Here is a 14687-nt window from a genome sequence, read left to right as displayed (position 1 = left end):
GCGGAAGCTCCGTGGTCAGTTCGCCAGGACATAGTGGAAGATGCCGTAGAGGGCGATGAGAACGCCGGCGGCGGCCATGGTGATCTGGCCGAGGCGCTTTTCGATGAAATGCCGGATCGATTCGCCGTAGCGGCGCAGCAGGAAGGCGAGGAAGAAGAAACGTGCGCCACGCGCGACGATCGCCGAGATGATGAAGAGACCGAGATCGATATGGGCAACGCCGGAGAGGATCGTCACCACCTTGATCGGCGGCAGATGCGCAAGGCCCGAGGTGACCAGTAGCAGCAGGATCCATTCATAGGTAATGCCGGCGCTCATCTGGTTGAAGGCGTCGAGCTTGCCGTAGAATTCCAGGATCGGCTTGGCGATGGTCTCGAAGGCATAGTAGCCGAGCGCCCAGCCGGCGATACCGCCGAGCACGGAGGCGACGGTCGCCGTCAGCGCATAGCGCCAGGCCCGTTCGGGCTTTGCGAGCGACATGGGCAGGAACAGGACATCCGCGGGGACAAGAAAGACGGAGCTTTCGACGAACGCGATAACGGCCAACCAGACTTCCGCCGATTTGCGGCCGGCCAGAGACATGGTCCAATCGTAGAGTCTACGTAGCATAATATCCCCTTTTTGCTGCGTTGCACACCTTTAGGGACGAGGATTGTGGCTGTAAATGGCCGCGGGCTTCGGCGGGGAGCACAAAGTCAAAATTTTTCGTGAAGCTGGGGTGATCGGCGGCGGCGTGTTTTATTTAGTGTTTTCTTATGTTTCGCGTCAGTGGTGGTATTCCGGTGAAGGTTTTTACACCTTTCGCGTTCAGTAAATATCCGTCTACACGATGAATTTTCCAAAGAAATTAAATATTTCTGTGTAATCCATGTTATGGATGGGAAATAATTAAAATAATCCTCAAGGAGAATTTGGATGAGACGGTTTAATTTATTTTTCACCGGGCGGCAGTACGCAATTTTCTTCATTGAGACATCGGTTATTTTTGCTGGAATTGCTCTTATGATAATCTCTAATCTTCCAACGATTCATTGAATTCTTCTGGCTCGCCCGGAAGGGCGGCGTCCGCTACGTGGTTGATATCTCTTTCCACATGTACTTTTCCGCGCTCTGGAACCTTTGTTGCAGCCAGGGGTTTATCATGCGGAGGAGTATCGCTATGAGCAATGATCTCAACAGACCAAATTCGGACCTCGGAACGCCGCCGCTTTCACGTCGCCCTCCTTGGGCATCGTGGATCGTTATCCTGGCAGCGGTCGTCGTAGCCGCGCTGGCGTGGAATTTCTGGCCTCATACACGCTCGACGGAAGCAACAGCTCCGTCGTCTCAGACCACAACCACCCAGCCACCGGCAACGTCAACGCCGCCTGCGACGGCGCCTGCTCAGCAATAGGGAAAGCCCGCCAGCAATGGCGGGTTTTCCATTCGCGAGATCACGGCCACGCCTTGAGGGAGCGCTTTGCTCCTTCATCTCCGAAAGCTGCGGTCATTTTGACGCGGGGCGGGTTCCGCATGCATGTTCAATGCGTTACGCTGATATAAAAGTTAATCTGAAATTAAAGTAAAATATTGCCAATAAACTATGGTATGGTGACTTTCATAGGAAACGGTTTCCGCGTTTCACGAAAAAGTGAAATCGTCTTCTTTCATTCCTGGCAGGCAACGATACGTGAGAATTGCCGGTGATGACGGCAGGCGCCATCATGATGCTAGCGGTGAGAGCCCCTGCCCAACTGACCAACAGCACAAACGGAGGATGCAGATAATGCCAATCCATATCGCTCCAACCTTGAAAACTCGCAAGGGTTTCAAGTGCAAGATCAGTGAAAAGACCGACACGGTGTTTCGCGAGATCACCACAGGCAAGGTCGACCAACGGCTGGAGAAGGCGGCACTTCTTAAAGCTTTGCGTATAGAGCGGGAACGGCCGACACGCCCGCAGCGCCCGCTTTGATTACGCTTTAAAGGTGGCGGCGGCCTGAAAGACCTGTTCAGCCAATTAAACGTTCGAATCGGAAGGCCCGCTCTGTGCGGGTTTTTTGTTGGGTGAAATTTGGCTGTTCCGCCGGATGGTGGTGCCCCATGCCGGAGTCGAACCAGCACTTCTTTCGAAACTCGATTTTGAGTCGAGCGCGTCTACCAATTCCGCCAATGGGGCAACGGATCCTGACGAGGCGGGTGTCTAGCATGTGATCGCCCGAGCGCGCAAGTCGGGTGGGTGAGTTATTGCGAGTGTTTCCGCAGGGTTGCGGTTCAGCCCATGGCGATCAATTGTCGCCATGGTTTTTTTCCTGTTTGCCTCAGTGCGCCATTGCCGGGGCCTTGTCCGTCGAGCCGGACTTGCTGATCGTCAGCGCCAGGATCGCGGCAAGCACACAGAAGGCGCCGGCGACGAAGAAGGCGGGGAGGTAGGTGTTGAGTTCGGTGCGGGTCAGGCCGGCGCCATAGGCGGCGGTGGCGGCGCCCATCTGGTGGGCGGCAAAGACCCAGCCGAAGACGAGGCCGGCCTTCTCGCGGCCGAAACGGTCGGCGGCGATCTTGACGGTCGGCGGCACGGTGGCGATCCAGTCGAGGCCGTAGAAGACGGCGAAGATCGACAGGCCGTAGAAGGTGAAGTCGCTAAAGGGCAGATAGACCAGCGACAGGCCGCGCAGGCCGTAATACCAGAAGAGCAGCCAGCGATTGTCGAAGCGGTCGGAGAGCCAGCCGGAGCCGATGGTGCCGAAGAAATCGAAGATGCCCATGACGGCAAGCACGCTGGCGGCGGCCACCGGCACGATGCCGAAATCGCCGCAGAGCGTGACGAAATGCGTCTGGACCAGGCCGTTGGTGGAGAGTCCGCAGATGAAGAAGGTGGCGGCCAGGATCCAGAAGGTCGAGCTTGTGGATGCTTCCTTCAGAATGGTGATCGGCGAGGCGAGCGCCGCCTTCAGGTTCTTCGTGGCGGGTGGCGGTGGCGTGACGTGGATCTCGCCGACGAGCGGCAGGTTGATGTCCGACGGCCGGTCGCGCATCAAAAGCAGCACGACCAGGGCTGCGACGACGATCATGCCGCAGACGAAGATGACGGTGGCGCGCCAGCCGTAGCGCGTCGTCAGCTCGGCCATCAGTGGCAGGAAGACGAGCTGGCCGGTGGCGGAGCTTGCCGAGAGCATGCCGATGACAAGGCCGCGATGCTTGGTGAACCAGCGCGTCGAGACCGTGGCGGCGAGCACCATGGCGGTGAGGCCAGTGCCGAAGCCGACGATGATCCCCCAGCAGAGCAGTAGCTGCCAGACCTCGGTCATGAATAGCGAGCCGATGAAGCCGACGCTGATGGTGGCGAGCGCGAAGACGATGACCTTGCGGACGCCGAAATAATTCATGAAGGCGGCGGCGAAGGGACCCATGAGGCCGAACAGCACGAGCCGGACGGCGAGCGCGGAGGAAATGGACGAGGTGCTCCAGCCGAACTCGTCTTGCAGCGGCTTGATGAGCACGCCGGGGGCACCCATGGCGCCTGCGGTGACGAGCATGGTGAGGAAGGTGGCGCCGACGACGACCCATCCGTAATGGATGTTGCGGCGGGCCAGCGTCGAGGCGAGGACTGTGGAGACCATGGGATGCGTTCCAGTGGGGTTTCGTGTTTCGGCGGTCAGGATCGGGAAAGGTCGGCAGCTGCCGAAAGGGATGGCGATGTCATGTTCGCTTGTACCGCAATGCCCTTCTCCCGGCTTGAACGATTGTGCAATGACGTTTAGATGATAGGGATCATATTTGTTGCACATTCATGATGGCCATCATATAAATTGTCAATCAAGATTTATTGAAGCTCTGATGGAGTTTTTTGATGAGAGTGAGCCGGGAAAAATTCGCCGAAAACCGTGAGAAGATCCTCGCGGTGGCGGGGGAGCTTTTTCGTGAAAAGGGTTTTGACGGCATTGGTGTCGCCGACATCATGAAGGCGGCCGGGCTGACGCATGGCGGTTTCTACGGCCATTTCGAATCGAAGGACGAACTGGCCTGCGAGGCCAGCAAGGCGGTGGTATCCCGCTCGCTGGAGCGCTGGAAGGAAGTGGTCGACGATGCGCCGGGTGAGCCGCTGGATGCGCTGCTTACGCATTATCTGTCGCATCGCAATGTCGTGGAGCATGCGACCGGCTGCGTCTTCGCGGCGTTGACGCAGGAGGTCAGCCGTCACGGCCCGAAAATGCAGTCGACCTTTACTGGTGGCCTGATGGGCATGGCGGCGATCCTCGAGGAGATCACGCCTGGCGAAACGCCGGAGGAGCGCCGCCGCAAGGCGCTTGTCAGCCTTTCGGCCATGGTCGGCGCCGTCATCCTGGCACGGGCAATGGATAATCCCGATCTATCGCAGGAGTTCCTCGCCGCCACCCGGCAGGAACTGACGCCCACGCCGGAGAGCGGCAAGGAATGATGTTGGTCTAGAACGGTTCCGCGTTTCATGGAATCGCGGAACCGTTCTATCTCTTTGCTTTTACGCAATTCCGGACGGAAAACCGCTTCGCACTTTTCCTGGAATTGCTTTAATCGCGGAAGGCGAGAAGTCCGTTGGCCTCGACGATCTCGGTGATCTTGCCGTCGGGAGCGACTTCCAGCAGTTCGGCCCGGAGTGCTGCCTCGAAGTCCGCCAGTTTATCGCCAAGCGCCTGCGGCGAGGTGGAGGACATCGAGAAGACCCGGCCGACGATATCCTCGATGTCGCGCTCATAGTCCCTGATGATACCGATGCGCTCGAGATTGCGGAAAGGCGAGGCAAACAGCATGGTTTCATGCGGCGCCCATGTCTTGCCCTTGCGCAGCAGCCGTTCCTCGTGGCGCTCCGGCGAAAAAGTCTCCGCCAGCTTGTCGACGATACCGCGCCAGTCCGGGCTCGCCACGATCGTCTTGTCATGGAACAGCACGACCGCGCCATCAGGCTCGATCAGCTTGTCGAGTGCTGCGAGCGTCGCCGGGCGATCCATCCAGTGGAAGGAACGGCCCATGATGCAGAGACGCAGTTTGCCGATATCAGGCCCGAGATCATAGGAAGATCCTTGGCGGACCGTAATCTCGACGCCGGCTTCCTTCGCGCCGGTTTCAGCGGCGGCGAGCATTTCCGGCTCGGGGTCCATGGCGGTGACAGTGGCACCCTCGAGCCGCGCGAAGGCGATGCCGAGTTGGCCAGGGCCGCAGCCGAGATCAAGCACATGGCCGCCTGTTTTCAGGCCACTGCGCTCGGCGACGCGAGCGATCAGGGTGTCCGGATAGGGGATGCGATAGCGTAGGTAATAGGCCGCGGTGGACTGAAAACGCCGCGCTTCGAAGGGCATGGTGGTCATGGGAAGGATCCTCGGGGGCAGGGAGCCTTAACCTGTTATGGCTCAACTGTGACCGGGGCGTGAAATAACGTTTGCGCGATTTGCGGCGGGCTCAATTGGCTTCGGAGATTGGGACCGCCCCTCACCCTAGCCCTCTCCCCGCAGGCGGGGCGAGGGGACCGCTCGGCGTTTGCTCTTCTCTCCCATTCACTCATGACACACTGACTGAATGCGATAACCCCCTCTCCCCGCATTGACGAGAAGAGGGTTGGGGTGAGTGGTCAGGCACATCGTTGCCGCAACCGCAGCCGTGCCTGACCAGCATTCAAAATGCTCACTTAAACCCAGCAACTCCATGCGGAACATAGGGCGATTCCAGCGCTTCGATCTCTTCCGGCGTCAGTTTGACGGCCAGCGAGGCGATGGCGTCGGCGATGTGGCCGGGCTTGGAGGCGCCGACGATCGGGGCGGTGACGGCGCTTTTCTGCAGGATCCAGGCGGTGGCGACCTGGGCGCGGGCAATGCCGCGAGCCTTGGCGATCACGCCGACGGCCTCGACGACCTTGCGGTCGGATTCGAGCGCCTGGGTGTAGAGGGTCTTGCCGAATTCATCGGTTTCCGTGCGCGCCGTCGCCTCATCCCAGTCGCGGGTGAGGCGGCCACGGGCCAGCGGACTCCAGGGGATAACGGCGATCTTCTGGTCTTCGCAAAAAGGCAGCATTTCGCGCTCCTCCTCGCGATAAAGCAGGTTCAGGTGATCCTGCATGCTGACGAATTCGGTCCAGCCATTGAGGCGCGAGGTGTAGATCGCCTTGGCGAACTGCCAGGCATACATCGAGGAGGCGCCGATATAGCGGGCTTTGCCGGCCTTGACGACATCGTGCAGCGCTTCCAGCGTTTCCTCGATCGGCGTCGTATAGTCCCAGCGGTGGATCTGGTAGAGGTCGACATAGTCGGTGCCGAGGCGGCGCAGGCTGTTGTCGATCTCATCGAAGATCGCCTTGCGCGACAGGCCGGCGCCGTTCGGGCCGGGACGCATGCGGTTGAACACCTTTGTTGCGAGCACGATGTCTTCGCGGCGGGAAAAATCCTTGATGGCGCGGCCGACGATCTCCTCCGACGAGCCGTTGGAATAGGTGTTCGCCGTATCGAGGAAATTGATGCCGGCCTCGATCGCCTGTCGCAGCAGCGGACGGCTTTCCTCTTCCTTCAGCGACCAGGCGTGCGTGCCCTTGTCGGGGGCGCCATAGGTCATGCAGCCCAGACAGATGCGGGACACTTCAAGACCGGTTTTGCCAAACTTTACATATTCCATCGATCGTCTCCATCCTGTTCCGGATATCCGAGAGGCTCCGCCCATGCGGGAAGCAGGGCGGATGAAAGTATCAAACGCAGACTAGCAGAGCTTGATGTCGCCGATTAACTCAATAATTCGCGATAAGCCCAGCGCTCGCGCTCAACGAAGATAGTGCAGCCCTGGGGATTGTCATATAAGGGCATTCAAATGCAGGTGCTGGTTGTGTAACGATATCCGCCCGAGCAGCCGGAGAGCTTCCATGCGTTTCATCCGATTCTTCCGAGATCGCCGCCCCCTTGCCGCTGGGATCATCGGCCTGGTCCTTGGGCCAGCCATGGTCATGGCCTATCTCGGCAAGGGACGCCTGGCCGTTGCCTATCTCCTGCTCTCCAATCTGGCGGTGTTTTTCGCAGTCTTTGCGCTGCCGCAATTGACCCTGATGGCGGCTGCGGCGGTAGCGGCGGGGTGCTTCCATCTGCTCGGCTGCATCCACGGCTATTTGCTGGCGCGAAGAGGAACAGCCGATTGGCAATATCGCTGGTTCTCCCGCTGGTACAATATTTTCCTGTTTTTCTGGCTGTTGCCGATCGTCGTCGTGCTCCTCATCCGCTCCTTCGTCGCCCAGCCGTTCACGATCCCTTCCGGCTCGATGATGCCGACGCTGACGCCGGGCGATTATGCCTTCGTGACGAAATTCAATTACGGCTATGGCCGCTATTCCTTCCCGTACCGGGCCGATTGGATTCCGCTGAAAATGTTCGGTGCGAAGCCCGAGCGAGGCGACGTCGTCCTTTTTGCCTATCCTCCGACGCCGGAGGTCGACTATGTGAAGCGCGTCATCGGATTGCCCGGCGATCACATCCAGATGAAGGGCGGAATCCTCTTCATCAATGGACAGGCCGTGCCGCGCGATGCCGAGGGCACGATCACATCGACTTACAGCATGGAACCGGGCGTGCTTCCCGTCTTCGGTGAGGTGCTGGACAATGGCGCCCGTTACCGGACGCTCGATCTCTCACCGAATTCGCGAGGGGACAACACCGATGAATACATCGTGCCCGAGGGATACTATTTCGTCATGGGCGACAATCGTGACAATTCCAACGATAGCCGCTTCGATGTCGGCTTCGTGCCGGAGGCGAATATCTATGGCAAGTTCTGGCTATTGTTTCACCGCGACGGCACGAAGACCGGCTGGTCGCTTGTGCGTTAGGCGGGCAGTTGCGTTCGGTGGAAGTTGGGCTATCCCAATTGTTTTCTTGAATAGCCCGCTCGGGAAGTGTTAGCTGCGCTGCAACATTTTTCCGGAATTCCGCATGAAACTGCCCCCGCGCGACACCTATGAGGCCCTTTATCGTGATTTTCGCTGGGAGATTCCGGCGAAATTCAACATCGGGCGCGCGGTCTGCGACGATTGGGCCGAGCGGGAGCCGGAGCGGATCTGCCTCGAACATTTCAGCCCCGACGGCCGTCATCTCACCCTGACCTATGGTGAGCTGCGCGAACGCTCCGCCGCCTTCGCCAACGCCCTGACGATGCTTGGTGTTGAGCGCGGCGACCGGGTGGCGCTGCTCTTGCCGCAAAGCTTCGAGACGGTTGTCGCGCATGTGGCGATTTATAAGATGGGCGGGATTGCCCTGCCGCTGGCGCTGCTGTTTGGTGCGGAGGCACTGGAATATCGGCTGAAGGTTTCGGGTGCCTCGGTGATCGTCACCAATCGGTTCGGCCTCGAACGGCTGCGGCCGATCCGCGACCGCCTGCCGGAACTGGTTCATGTGATCAGCATCGATGGCGGCGAGGAGGGGGTGGCCGGCTTTGCCGATCTCATCGCCGCGCATCCGCCGCTTTTCGAGGTCGCCGATACCGGGCCGGACGATCCGGCGCTGATGATTTTCACCTCCGGCACGACCGGGCCGCCCAAGGGCGCGCTGCATGGTCACCGTGTTCTGCCGGGGCATATTCCCGGCATGCAGTTTGCTCACGAGGGTTTTCCGCAGCCGGGCGACAAGCTCTGGACGCCGTCGGACTGGGCCTGGGCGGGCGGTCTTCTGAACGCGCTGTTGCCAAGCCTGATGCTCGGCGTGCCCGTCGTCTCCTCGCCGGCGCAGAAATTCGATGCGTATACGGCTTTCCGCATCATGGCCGAGATGGGCGTGCGCAATGCCTTCATTCCGCCGACGGCGCTGCGGCTGCTGAAATCGATCGACAATCCCCAAGCGCTTTATGACCTGAAGCTGCGCACTATTGGTTCGGCTGGAGAGGCGCTCGGACGCGAGACCTATGAATGGGCGCGGTCCGCGCTCGGCGTCACCGTCAACGAATTCTTCGGCCAGACCGAGTGCAATTTCGTTCTGTCCTCCAGCGCTGCATTCGATGTCAGCCGTGGTGGCGCGACCGGCAAGCCCGTGCCCGGCCATCGCGTTGCGATCGTCGATGCCGAGGGCCGGGAGATGCCGATGGGCGAGATCGGCCAGATCGCCATCCAGCGACCCGATCCGGTGATGTTTCTCGGCTATTGGCAGGATGAAAAGGCGACGCAGGCGAAATTTGCCGGCGACTGGATGCTGACCGGCGATCTCGGCCGGCAGGACGCGGACGGCTATGTCTCTTTCATCGGCCGCGATGATGATGTCATCACCTCCTCCGGCTATCGTATCGGCCCTAGCGAGATCGAGGATTGTCTCGGCGGTCATCCGGCCGTGCAGCTGGCGGCCGCCGTCGGCAAGCCGGATGCGGTCCGCACGGAAATCGTCAAGGCCTATCTGGTGCTGGTGCAGGGCCACGCGCCGAGCGAGGCGCTGGCCACGGACATTCGCAACTGGGTGAAGACGCGGCTCTCCATGCATGAATATCCGCGCGAGATCGAATTCGTCGACGAATTGCCGCTGACGACCTCCGGCAAGGTGATCCGCCGCTTGCTGCGCGACCGCGCCGCCGCCGAGGCCGTTGATACGAAGGACTAGCTTATTTTCGTAATTCCGGACGGAAAACTGCTTGCCGCATTTTTCCTGGAATTGCTAGCGCTTCGTCAGCGAGAGAATCTTCTGGCGCAGCAGCTTCGCCATGTTGCGAGTGCTGCGATACATATGCAGCTGCGCCGCCACCTGCCGCACGTCGCGGTCGCCGTTCTGGGTCAGGCCGATGATCAGCGTGCCCATGTCCTCGCGCTCCTGCCAGAAGCGGCTCATGACGGGATGGTCTGGTGCTGCGCAGGAATCGGAGCGAACGATATTGGCGTCGTCGAGATGCCATTCCGTGAGCTCGCCCAGCAACAGCTTGCCCGGTGAGAAGCGGGCGTAGTCCTCATTATAGGCGGTCTTCCAAGTATAGGCTTCGCCGCCCATCATCAGCACGATCATCGAGGCGATTGCCCGACCGTTGAGGTCGATGGTGTGAATACGCACGGCGTCGACAGCGGCGAGGTTGGAGACTGCTTCGCGGGCAAAGGCTGCGTGGTGACGATCGGTCACCAACGCGCTGCGCTTCTTGCCCTTCCAGCCGCTCGCCTCCAGCGCGAGGAATTCCTCCATGCGCTGATGGATTTCGCGCGGCTGGCGGGCGACGGAGTAGACGACCTCGCCATGGCTTTCCAGCAGGCGCCACTGGCGACGCATTTCACGCAGGTGCGCGTTCGAGATCGTCCGCTTGAGATAGGCGAGCGCATCGTCGCTGCTGTGGAGCATCGGCCGCTGATAGGGGTTGGCGACGGTCAGCGGCAGGTTGCGGCCGATGGCGACGGCCTTTGCCATCTGTGCGAAACGGCCGTTCAGCCGGATATCCGGCAGCACCAGCATCGTCGGTAGTTGCAACTCGCGCTGGATCAGCGCCTCGAAGAGATTGTCGAGTGTTTCGCCGGCCTCCTCGGCATCCACCAGCGGCGTGCCGAGCGGTCCGAAGGAATTCGACCAGACGCGGATGATCGACGGGCCGATGGCAAAACCCGGCTTGTCGACGGTGAAGGGCATCAGCAGGCGCATGCGGCTGCGGGCGCCGCTCTGGTCGCGCATTAGTGCAAGGCGGATATGCCGATCCTCGAGGCGCGGCATGGCCGGCGCCAGGAAGCGGCCGGAGAAGAAGACATTCGGCTCCATCGCGCGGTTGGAAAGGAAATCCAGCTCGTCCTGCAGCTCATAGCCGAGCTTGCCGGGATAGAGGCAGAGTTCGCGGCCGGTTCGGCCGACTTCCACACGGGCCTCGGCCTTGGGCGGTTCGAAATGCAGCGCCGCAAGCGTATGCGTGAGCGCATTGACTTGGCTGTCAGTGCTTTCGGTGAAGGGAGCGCGTGCCATGGTCAGAGTGCTCCGCTGGTTGCTGGTGTTGTCGGTCCGCGGATGAGGGCGAAAAGCACGATGCCGAGTGTGCGACGCACGGCAATGTGCAGCAGCACGGCTTCGATGGCCATGGCGCTCGCCGTGGCGATGGCTGCACCTTCGATCCCGAAATGCGGAATGAGCAGGAGGTTGAGGCCGATATTGGCGACGAGCGCTGCGGCATAGAGATAGACGCAGAGCATCTGTCGGTCCGCCATCATCAATAGTATCTCCGCTGGGCCGACCAATGCCCTCACGAGTACGCCGGCAAGGAGAATGGCGATGACCACCTGGCCCTCGATAAAGGCGGCGCCGAAGAGCGAGAGCAGGAATTGCCCTGCGGTCAATACAACAAGGCCGAGGGCCAGCGCCGGAAAGAAGGTCCAGCGCGTGGCCTCGGTCGCGTAGGCTGCAAGCTTGGTACGGTCATTCTCGGCGATGATGGCGGCAAAGCGCGGGCCGATGGCGGCCTTGACGGCGAAATAGACGAAATGCACCAGCGCCATGATCTTGGCGGCGGCGAAATAGACGGCGACTTCGCCGGGATCAAGGAAGATGCCGACCACCACGACATCGGAATTGGTCAGCAGATAGCCGACGCCCTCGACCAGGAAGACCGGGAAGGCGACGGCGAGCCAGGCGTTGAACTCGATGGCTTTCGGTCCATTCGGATAATGACGGCGCAGGCGGAAGGTGACGGCGAGATATTGGCAGAGCACGGTGACGAATGCCGCCGCGAGCGCGGCTGCCATGGCAGTGACCGCATCATGCGCGGCGCCAGTGAGGATCGCGGCCAGCATGAAGAGTAGGATCAGCGTTGGGCGGATGAGGAAGGTCGGGCTCAGCGCCATGACCGGCCAGTGATTGGCACGCGCCGTACCATCAAGCACGTCACCGAGCGCGATCATCGGCACGGCGATGAGGCCGAGGAAAATCGGCATCACATAATAGCTCTCCATCATGCCGCTGCAGGCATAGAGTGCCGCCATGCCGACCAGCGCCAGCCCGCCGGCAACGGAGAGCACGAAGAGGCGCGCGGTCCGGTTCAGCCCGCGAATGGCGTCATGATTGCCGCTCGCGTCATACTGCGGCAGGAAACGGATGATCGCGGTCGGAAAGCCGAGGCAGGCGAGGTTGCCGAAGAGGATCATCAACACCCAGACGAAGACGAAGATGCCGTATTCGAAGCGGCCCATCATGCGGGCAAGCGCGATCTGCGAAACAAAGGCGAGGGCGGCGCCGGCGATGCGGATGGCAAAGGCAATGAGCGCCATGCGTTGAGAGATGGATTTTTCGTCAGTGCCGGTGAAGAGAGGGGCGAGTTTGCGCAAATAAGGAGACAGCACGATCCGCAGCCCGGACGGCAGCATTCTCTCTGCTGTTTGAAAGACCGTCATGATCGTTACGCAATACTTTAAATATGAGCTCAACCTCGCGATAGTTTTGGCAGAGGAGGGTTAAGAATCGGTTCTCCCGGCAGGTAAAAATGAAATGGCGGGCACAGGGCGGCGATGTGTTCACCAAATGCGCCATCTGGCGGTAGCAGCGATCGGCGCATCGGCATGCCTGCCACCCTTTCTATGGTCGCGCAAGAATCGGGTGGCCTGTGGCGCGCCGGCGTGCAGAGTCGACAGGCCACGAATGGAGGACCGGATGCTCACGCTTTACGATTACTTGCCATCGCAGAACGGCTGGAAGGTCAGGGTACTGTTTGGGCTGCTGAATATTCCGTACCATAGTCGCTTGGTGTCGATTTTTGAGGGCGGGGGTCGTACCGATGCTTTTCTCGATCTTAACCCCGCAGGTGGCATTCCCGTTCTGGAGCTGGAGGACGGGCGGACGATCGCTGAATCAAACGCAATCCTTGCCTATCTCGCCGACGGCACGCCGTTTCTTCCGGTGGACCGCTATCAACGCGCCAAGGTCATGCAGTGGCTGTTCTTCGAGCAATATCACGTCGAACCGGTCATCGGGACGCTACGCTTCTGGACGCTGACGGGACGGCTTGAGATAAATCAGGCCATGGTCGCCGCCAAACGCGCAGCCGGAACCCGTGCTCTCGCCGCGCTGGAGCGTGGCCTCACAAAGACGCCGTTTCTTGTCGGCAAGAAGTTTTCGATCGCGGATATCGCGGTCTACGCCTATGGCCACCGGGCAGAGGATTGCGGCTTCGGTCTCACCGACTATCCGGCGCTTGCCGCCTGGTTTGATCGCGTGCGGGAGGTTATCGGTTCCGGCTATCCGATCTATCCATACAGCGACGATCCACATTCCGCTGTCTGAGCGCAATGGCTTACCTATGAGGTTGCTGCTTGGACGCGATCAGATTTCCTGAATGCCGCCAGGCGGCGGCATTCTATTCATCGCTGTCGGATCATGAAGCCTCAAACGGCGTCGTTTCTTTCAAACATCGGTGACAATGCCTTTGTAGCTGGTGCTGCGGACGATCATCGCGTCATCGTGCGATTTTTTGGGGCGCATCCTTATCCGATACGAGCCGGCCACCCTTGGCCCAGTGTTCGCGAGAAATCTCGCTGATCAGTACATCCACACTGTCCGTCGGGCAGGCAAGCGTTTCAGCGGTAATCTGAGTGACCTTGCGGACGAAATCACGCTTTTGTTCGAGCGTTCGGCCTGGATGCATTTCGAGGTGAATTGTCGGCATTGGAGAGCTCCTGTTTCACTGCCTTCTCGAACTGAGATGGCTGAGGCAAGGGAACTATGACCGCTAGCCTGCCTCTGATAAACGTGTTCTATGTTCATTCATTTAGAACCACTGGGTTTATAATATGGATAAATTATCCGGCATGACCATGTTCGTGCGGGTGGTTGAACATGGCAGCTTTAGCGCCGCGGCGGACGCCGCCGGCGTGTCGCCGACCATGGCGGGCAAGCAAATCCGGGCAATAGAGGCAAGCTTGGGAGCCCGCCTGCTGCACCGGACCACCCGGCGGCAGCAGCTAACTGAAATCGGTCGTTTGTATTACGAGCGCTGCAAGCAAGTGTTGGCCGACGTGCAGCTGGCTGACGCAAGCGCAAGCGAATTGCAGGCCGAGCCTCGTGGTCTCCTGCGCATCGTCTCTCCCGTTACCTTCGGAAGTCATCGTCTGATGCCGGCGCTTTCCGATTATCTCGCCATGTATCCCGCCGTCAGCGTGGACCTCATGCTGGACAATGGGACGCCCGACTTGTCGCGAGAAGGATGTGAACTTGCAATCAGGATAGGCGCGGTTGCCGAGGCCGATCTGGTGGCGCGTCCTCTACAGCCATATCGAAGAATAATGGCTGCGTCCGCGACCTATCTGGAGCGCCGGGGTACACCGATGCACCCCAGGGATCTCCCCGCGCATGACTGTCTCGGCCTCTCCTATTGGCGCCACCGGGACCAGTGGCACCTGTTCGGCCCGGATGGCGAGTGGCGGTCGGACGTGAGCGGGCGATTGTCCGCCGACAATGGCGATGCGCTGCGCGTGGCGGCCCTGAACGGAGCGGGCATCGTTCTTCAGCCGGAAGTCATGCTTGCTGATGATCTCGCCAGAGGCCGGCTTGTGCAGGTTCTGCCCGAATGGACGCCCGTCGCCTCGCCGATGTACCTGCTATATGCCGTGGATCGTCGGCCGACCGCGAAGCTGCGCAGCATGATCGATTTCCTGCTGAAACGCTTTGGCGCATCCGCAGAATAGCTAGTCTCGCGGTTCATTGTTCGGGAGTTTCGGGCGAGGAATGCGCAAAAAAATGCCGCCCTGAAGGCGGCATTTTGATTGTGCTGAGAGATTGCGA

General features: G+C 60.2%; 14 protein-coding genes and 1 tRNA gene. 7 read left to right on the top strand and 8 right to left on the bottom strand.

The window, feature by feature from the left end:
- Nucleotides 1-15: 15 nt before the first annotated feature.
- Nucleotides 16-609 carry a YqaA family protein gene (locus EX00_RS29390; RefSeq protein WP_047465868.1) on the bottom strand — a complete coding sequence of 198 codons (594 nt, stop codon included), beginning with the start codon at nt 607-609 and terminating at the stop codon, nt 16-18.
- A gap of 55 nt (nt 610-664) precedes the next feature.
- On the opposite strand from EX00_RS29390, the gene EX00_RS31605 reads away from it, so the two are divergent.
- Together EX00_RS31605 and EX00_RS29385 are read left to right on the top strand one after the other, a co-directional pair.
- Nucleotides 665-814 carry a hypothetical protein gene (locus EX00_RS31605; protein ID WP_155294157.1) on the top strand — a complete coding sequence of 50 codons (150 nt, stop codon included), beginning with the start codon at nt 665-667 and terminating at the stop codon, nt 812-814.
- 951 nt (nt 815-1765) lie between these two features.
- The gene (locus EX00_RS29385) at nt 1766-1954 is read left to right on the top strand and encodes a hypothetical protein (RefSeq protein ID WP_047465867.1); all 189 of its coding nucleotides are present in this window, start codon (nt 1766-1768) and stop codon (nt 1952-1954) included.
- A 119-nt stretch (nt 1955-2073) separates the two neighbouring features.
- Here EX00_RS29385 and EX00_RS29380 read toward each other — a convergent pair.
- Together EX00_RS29380 and EX00_RS29375 are read right to left on the bottom strand one after the other, a co-directional pair.
- Nucleotides 2074-2158 (bottom strand) — tRNA-Leu (locus EX00_RS29380).
- A gap of 142 nt (nt 2159-2300) precedes the next feature.
- Complete coding sequence (locus EX00_RS29375; RefSeq protein ID WP_047465865.1) at nt 2301-3599, bottom strand: MFS transporter; 1299 nt, start codon at nt 3597-3599, stop codon at nt 2301-2303.
- Nucleotides 3600-3829: 230 nt separating this feature from the next.
- Here EX00_RS29375 and EX00_RS29370 point away from each other — a divergent pair, with 230 nt between their 5' ends.
- Nucleotides 3830-4417, top strand: coding sequence for a TetR/AcrR family transcriptional regulator (locus tag EX00_RS29370; RefSeq protein ID WP_047465863.1), 588 nt, complete (start codon nt 3830-3832; stop codon nt 4415-4417).
- A 109-nt stretch (nt 4418-4526) separates the two neighbouring features.
- On the opposite strand, the gene EX00_RS29365 is transcribed toward EX00_RS29370, so the two are convergent.
- On the bottom strand, nt 4527-5321 hold the full coding sequence (locus tag EX00_RS29365; protein ID WP_047465861.1) for a class I SAM-dependent methyltransferase: 795 nt from the start codon (nt 5319-5321) through the stop codon (nt 4527-4529).
- A gap of 313 nt (nt 5322-5634) precedes the next feature.
- Nucleotides 5635-6615: an aldo/keto reductase gene (locus EX00_RS29360; RefSeq protein WP_047465858.1), complete on the bottom strand. Its 981-nt coding sequence runs from the start codon at nt 6613-6615 to the stop codon at nt 5635-5637.
- 241 nt (nt 6616-6856) lie between these two features.
- Here EX00_RS29360 and lepB point away from each other — a divergent pair, with 241 nt between their 5' ends.
- Both lepB and EX00_RS29350 read left to right on the top strand, forming a co-directional pair.
- Nucleotides 6857-7810, top strand: a complete 954-nt coding sequence (gene lepB, locus EX00_RS29355) for a signal peptidase I (RefSeq protein WP_047465857.1) — start codon at nt 6857-6859, stop codon at nt 7808-7810.
- A gap of 103 nt (nt 7811-7913) precedes the next feature.
- Nucleotides 7914-9560, top strand: coding sequence for an AMP-binding protein (locus EX00_RS29350; RefSeq protein WP_047465855.1), 1647 nt, complete (start codon nt 7914-7916; stop codon nt 9558-9560).
- Between the two features lie 54 nt (nt 9561-9614).
- Here the strand turns inward: EX00_RS29350 and EX00_RS29345 are convergent, their stop codons facing one another.
- On the bottom strand, nt 9615-10886 hold the full coding sequence (locus EX00_RS29345; RefSeq protein ID WP_047465852.1) for a GNAT family N-acetyltransferase: 1272 nt from the start codon (nt 10884-10886) through the stop codon (nt 9615-9617).
- Nucleotides 10887-10888: 2 nt separating this feature from the next.
- Nucleotides 10889-12304: a lipopolysaccharide biosynthesis protein gene (locus EX00_RS29340; protein WP_047465850.1), complete on the bottom strand. Its 1416-nt coding sequence runs from the start codon at nt 12302-12304 to the stop codon at nt 10889-10891.
- A 256-nt stretch (nt 12305-12560) separates the two neighbouring features.
- On the opposite strand from EX00_RS29340, the gene EX00_RS29335 reads away from it, so the two are divergent.
- Complete coding sequence (locus tag EX00_RS29335; RefSeq protein ID WP_047465848.1) at nt 12561-13190, top strand: glutathione S-transferase family protein; 630 nt, start codon at nt 12561-12563, stop codon at nt 13188-13190.
- Nucleotides 13191-13362: 172 nt separating this feature from the next.
- On the opposite strand, the gene EX00_RS29330 is transcribed toward EX00_RS29335, so the two are convergent.
- Complete coding sequence (locus tag EX00_RS29330) at nt 13363-13572, bottom strand: 4-oxalocrotonate tautomerase (RefSeq protein ID WP_047465846.1); 210 nt, start codon at nt 13570-13572, stop codon at nt 13363-13365.
- A gap of 124 nt (nt 13573-13696) precedes the next feature.
- Here EX00_RS29330 and EX00_RS29325 point away from each other — a divergent pair, with 124 nt between their 5' ends.
- Nucleotides 13697-14590, top strand: coding sequence for a LysR family transcriptional regulator (locus EX00_RS29325; protein WP_047465844.1), 894 nt, complete (start codon nt 13697-13699; stop codon nt 14588-14590).
- Nucleotides 14591-14687 lie beyond the last annotated feature (97 nt).

The organism is Martinezella rhizogenes, from assembly GCF_000799715.1.
Taxonomy (GTDB): domain Bacteria; phylum Pseudomonadota; class Alphaproteobacteria; order Rhizobiales; family Rhizobiaceae; genus Rhizobium; species Rhizobium rhizogenes_C.
Note: the sequence above shows the minus strand (reverse complement) of the source record. Positions and strands in the feature narration are given on the sequence as shown.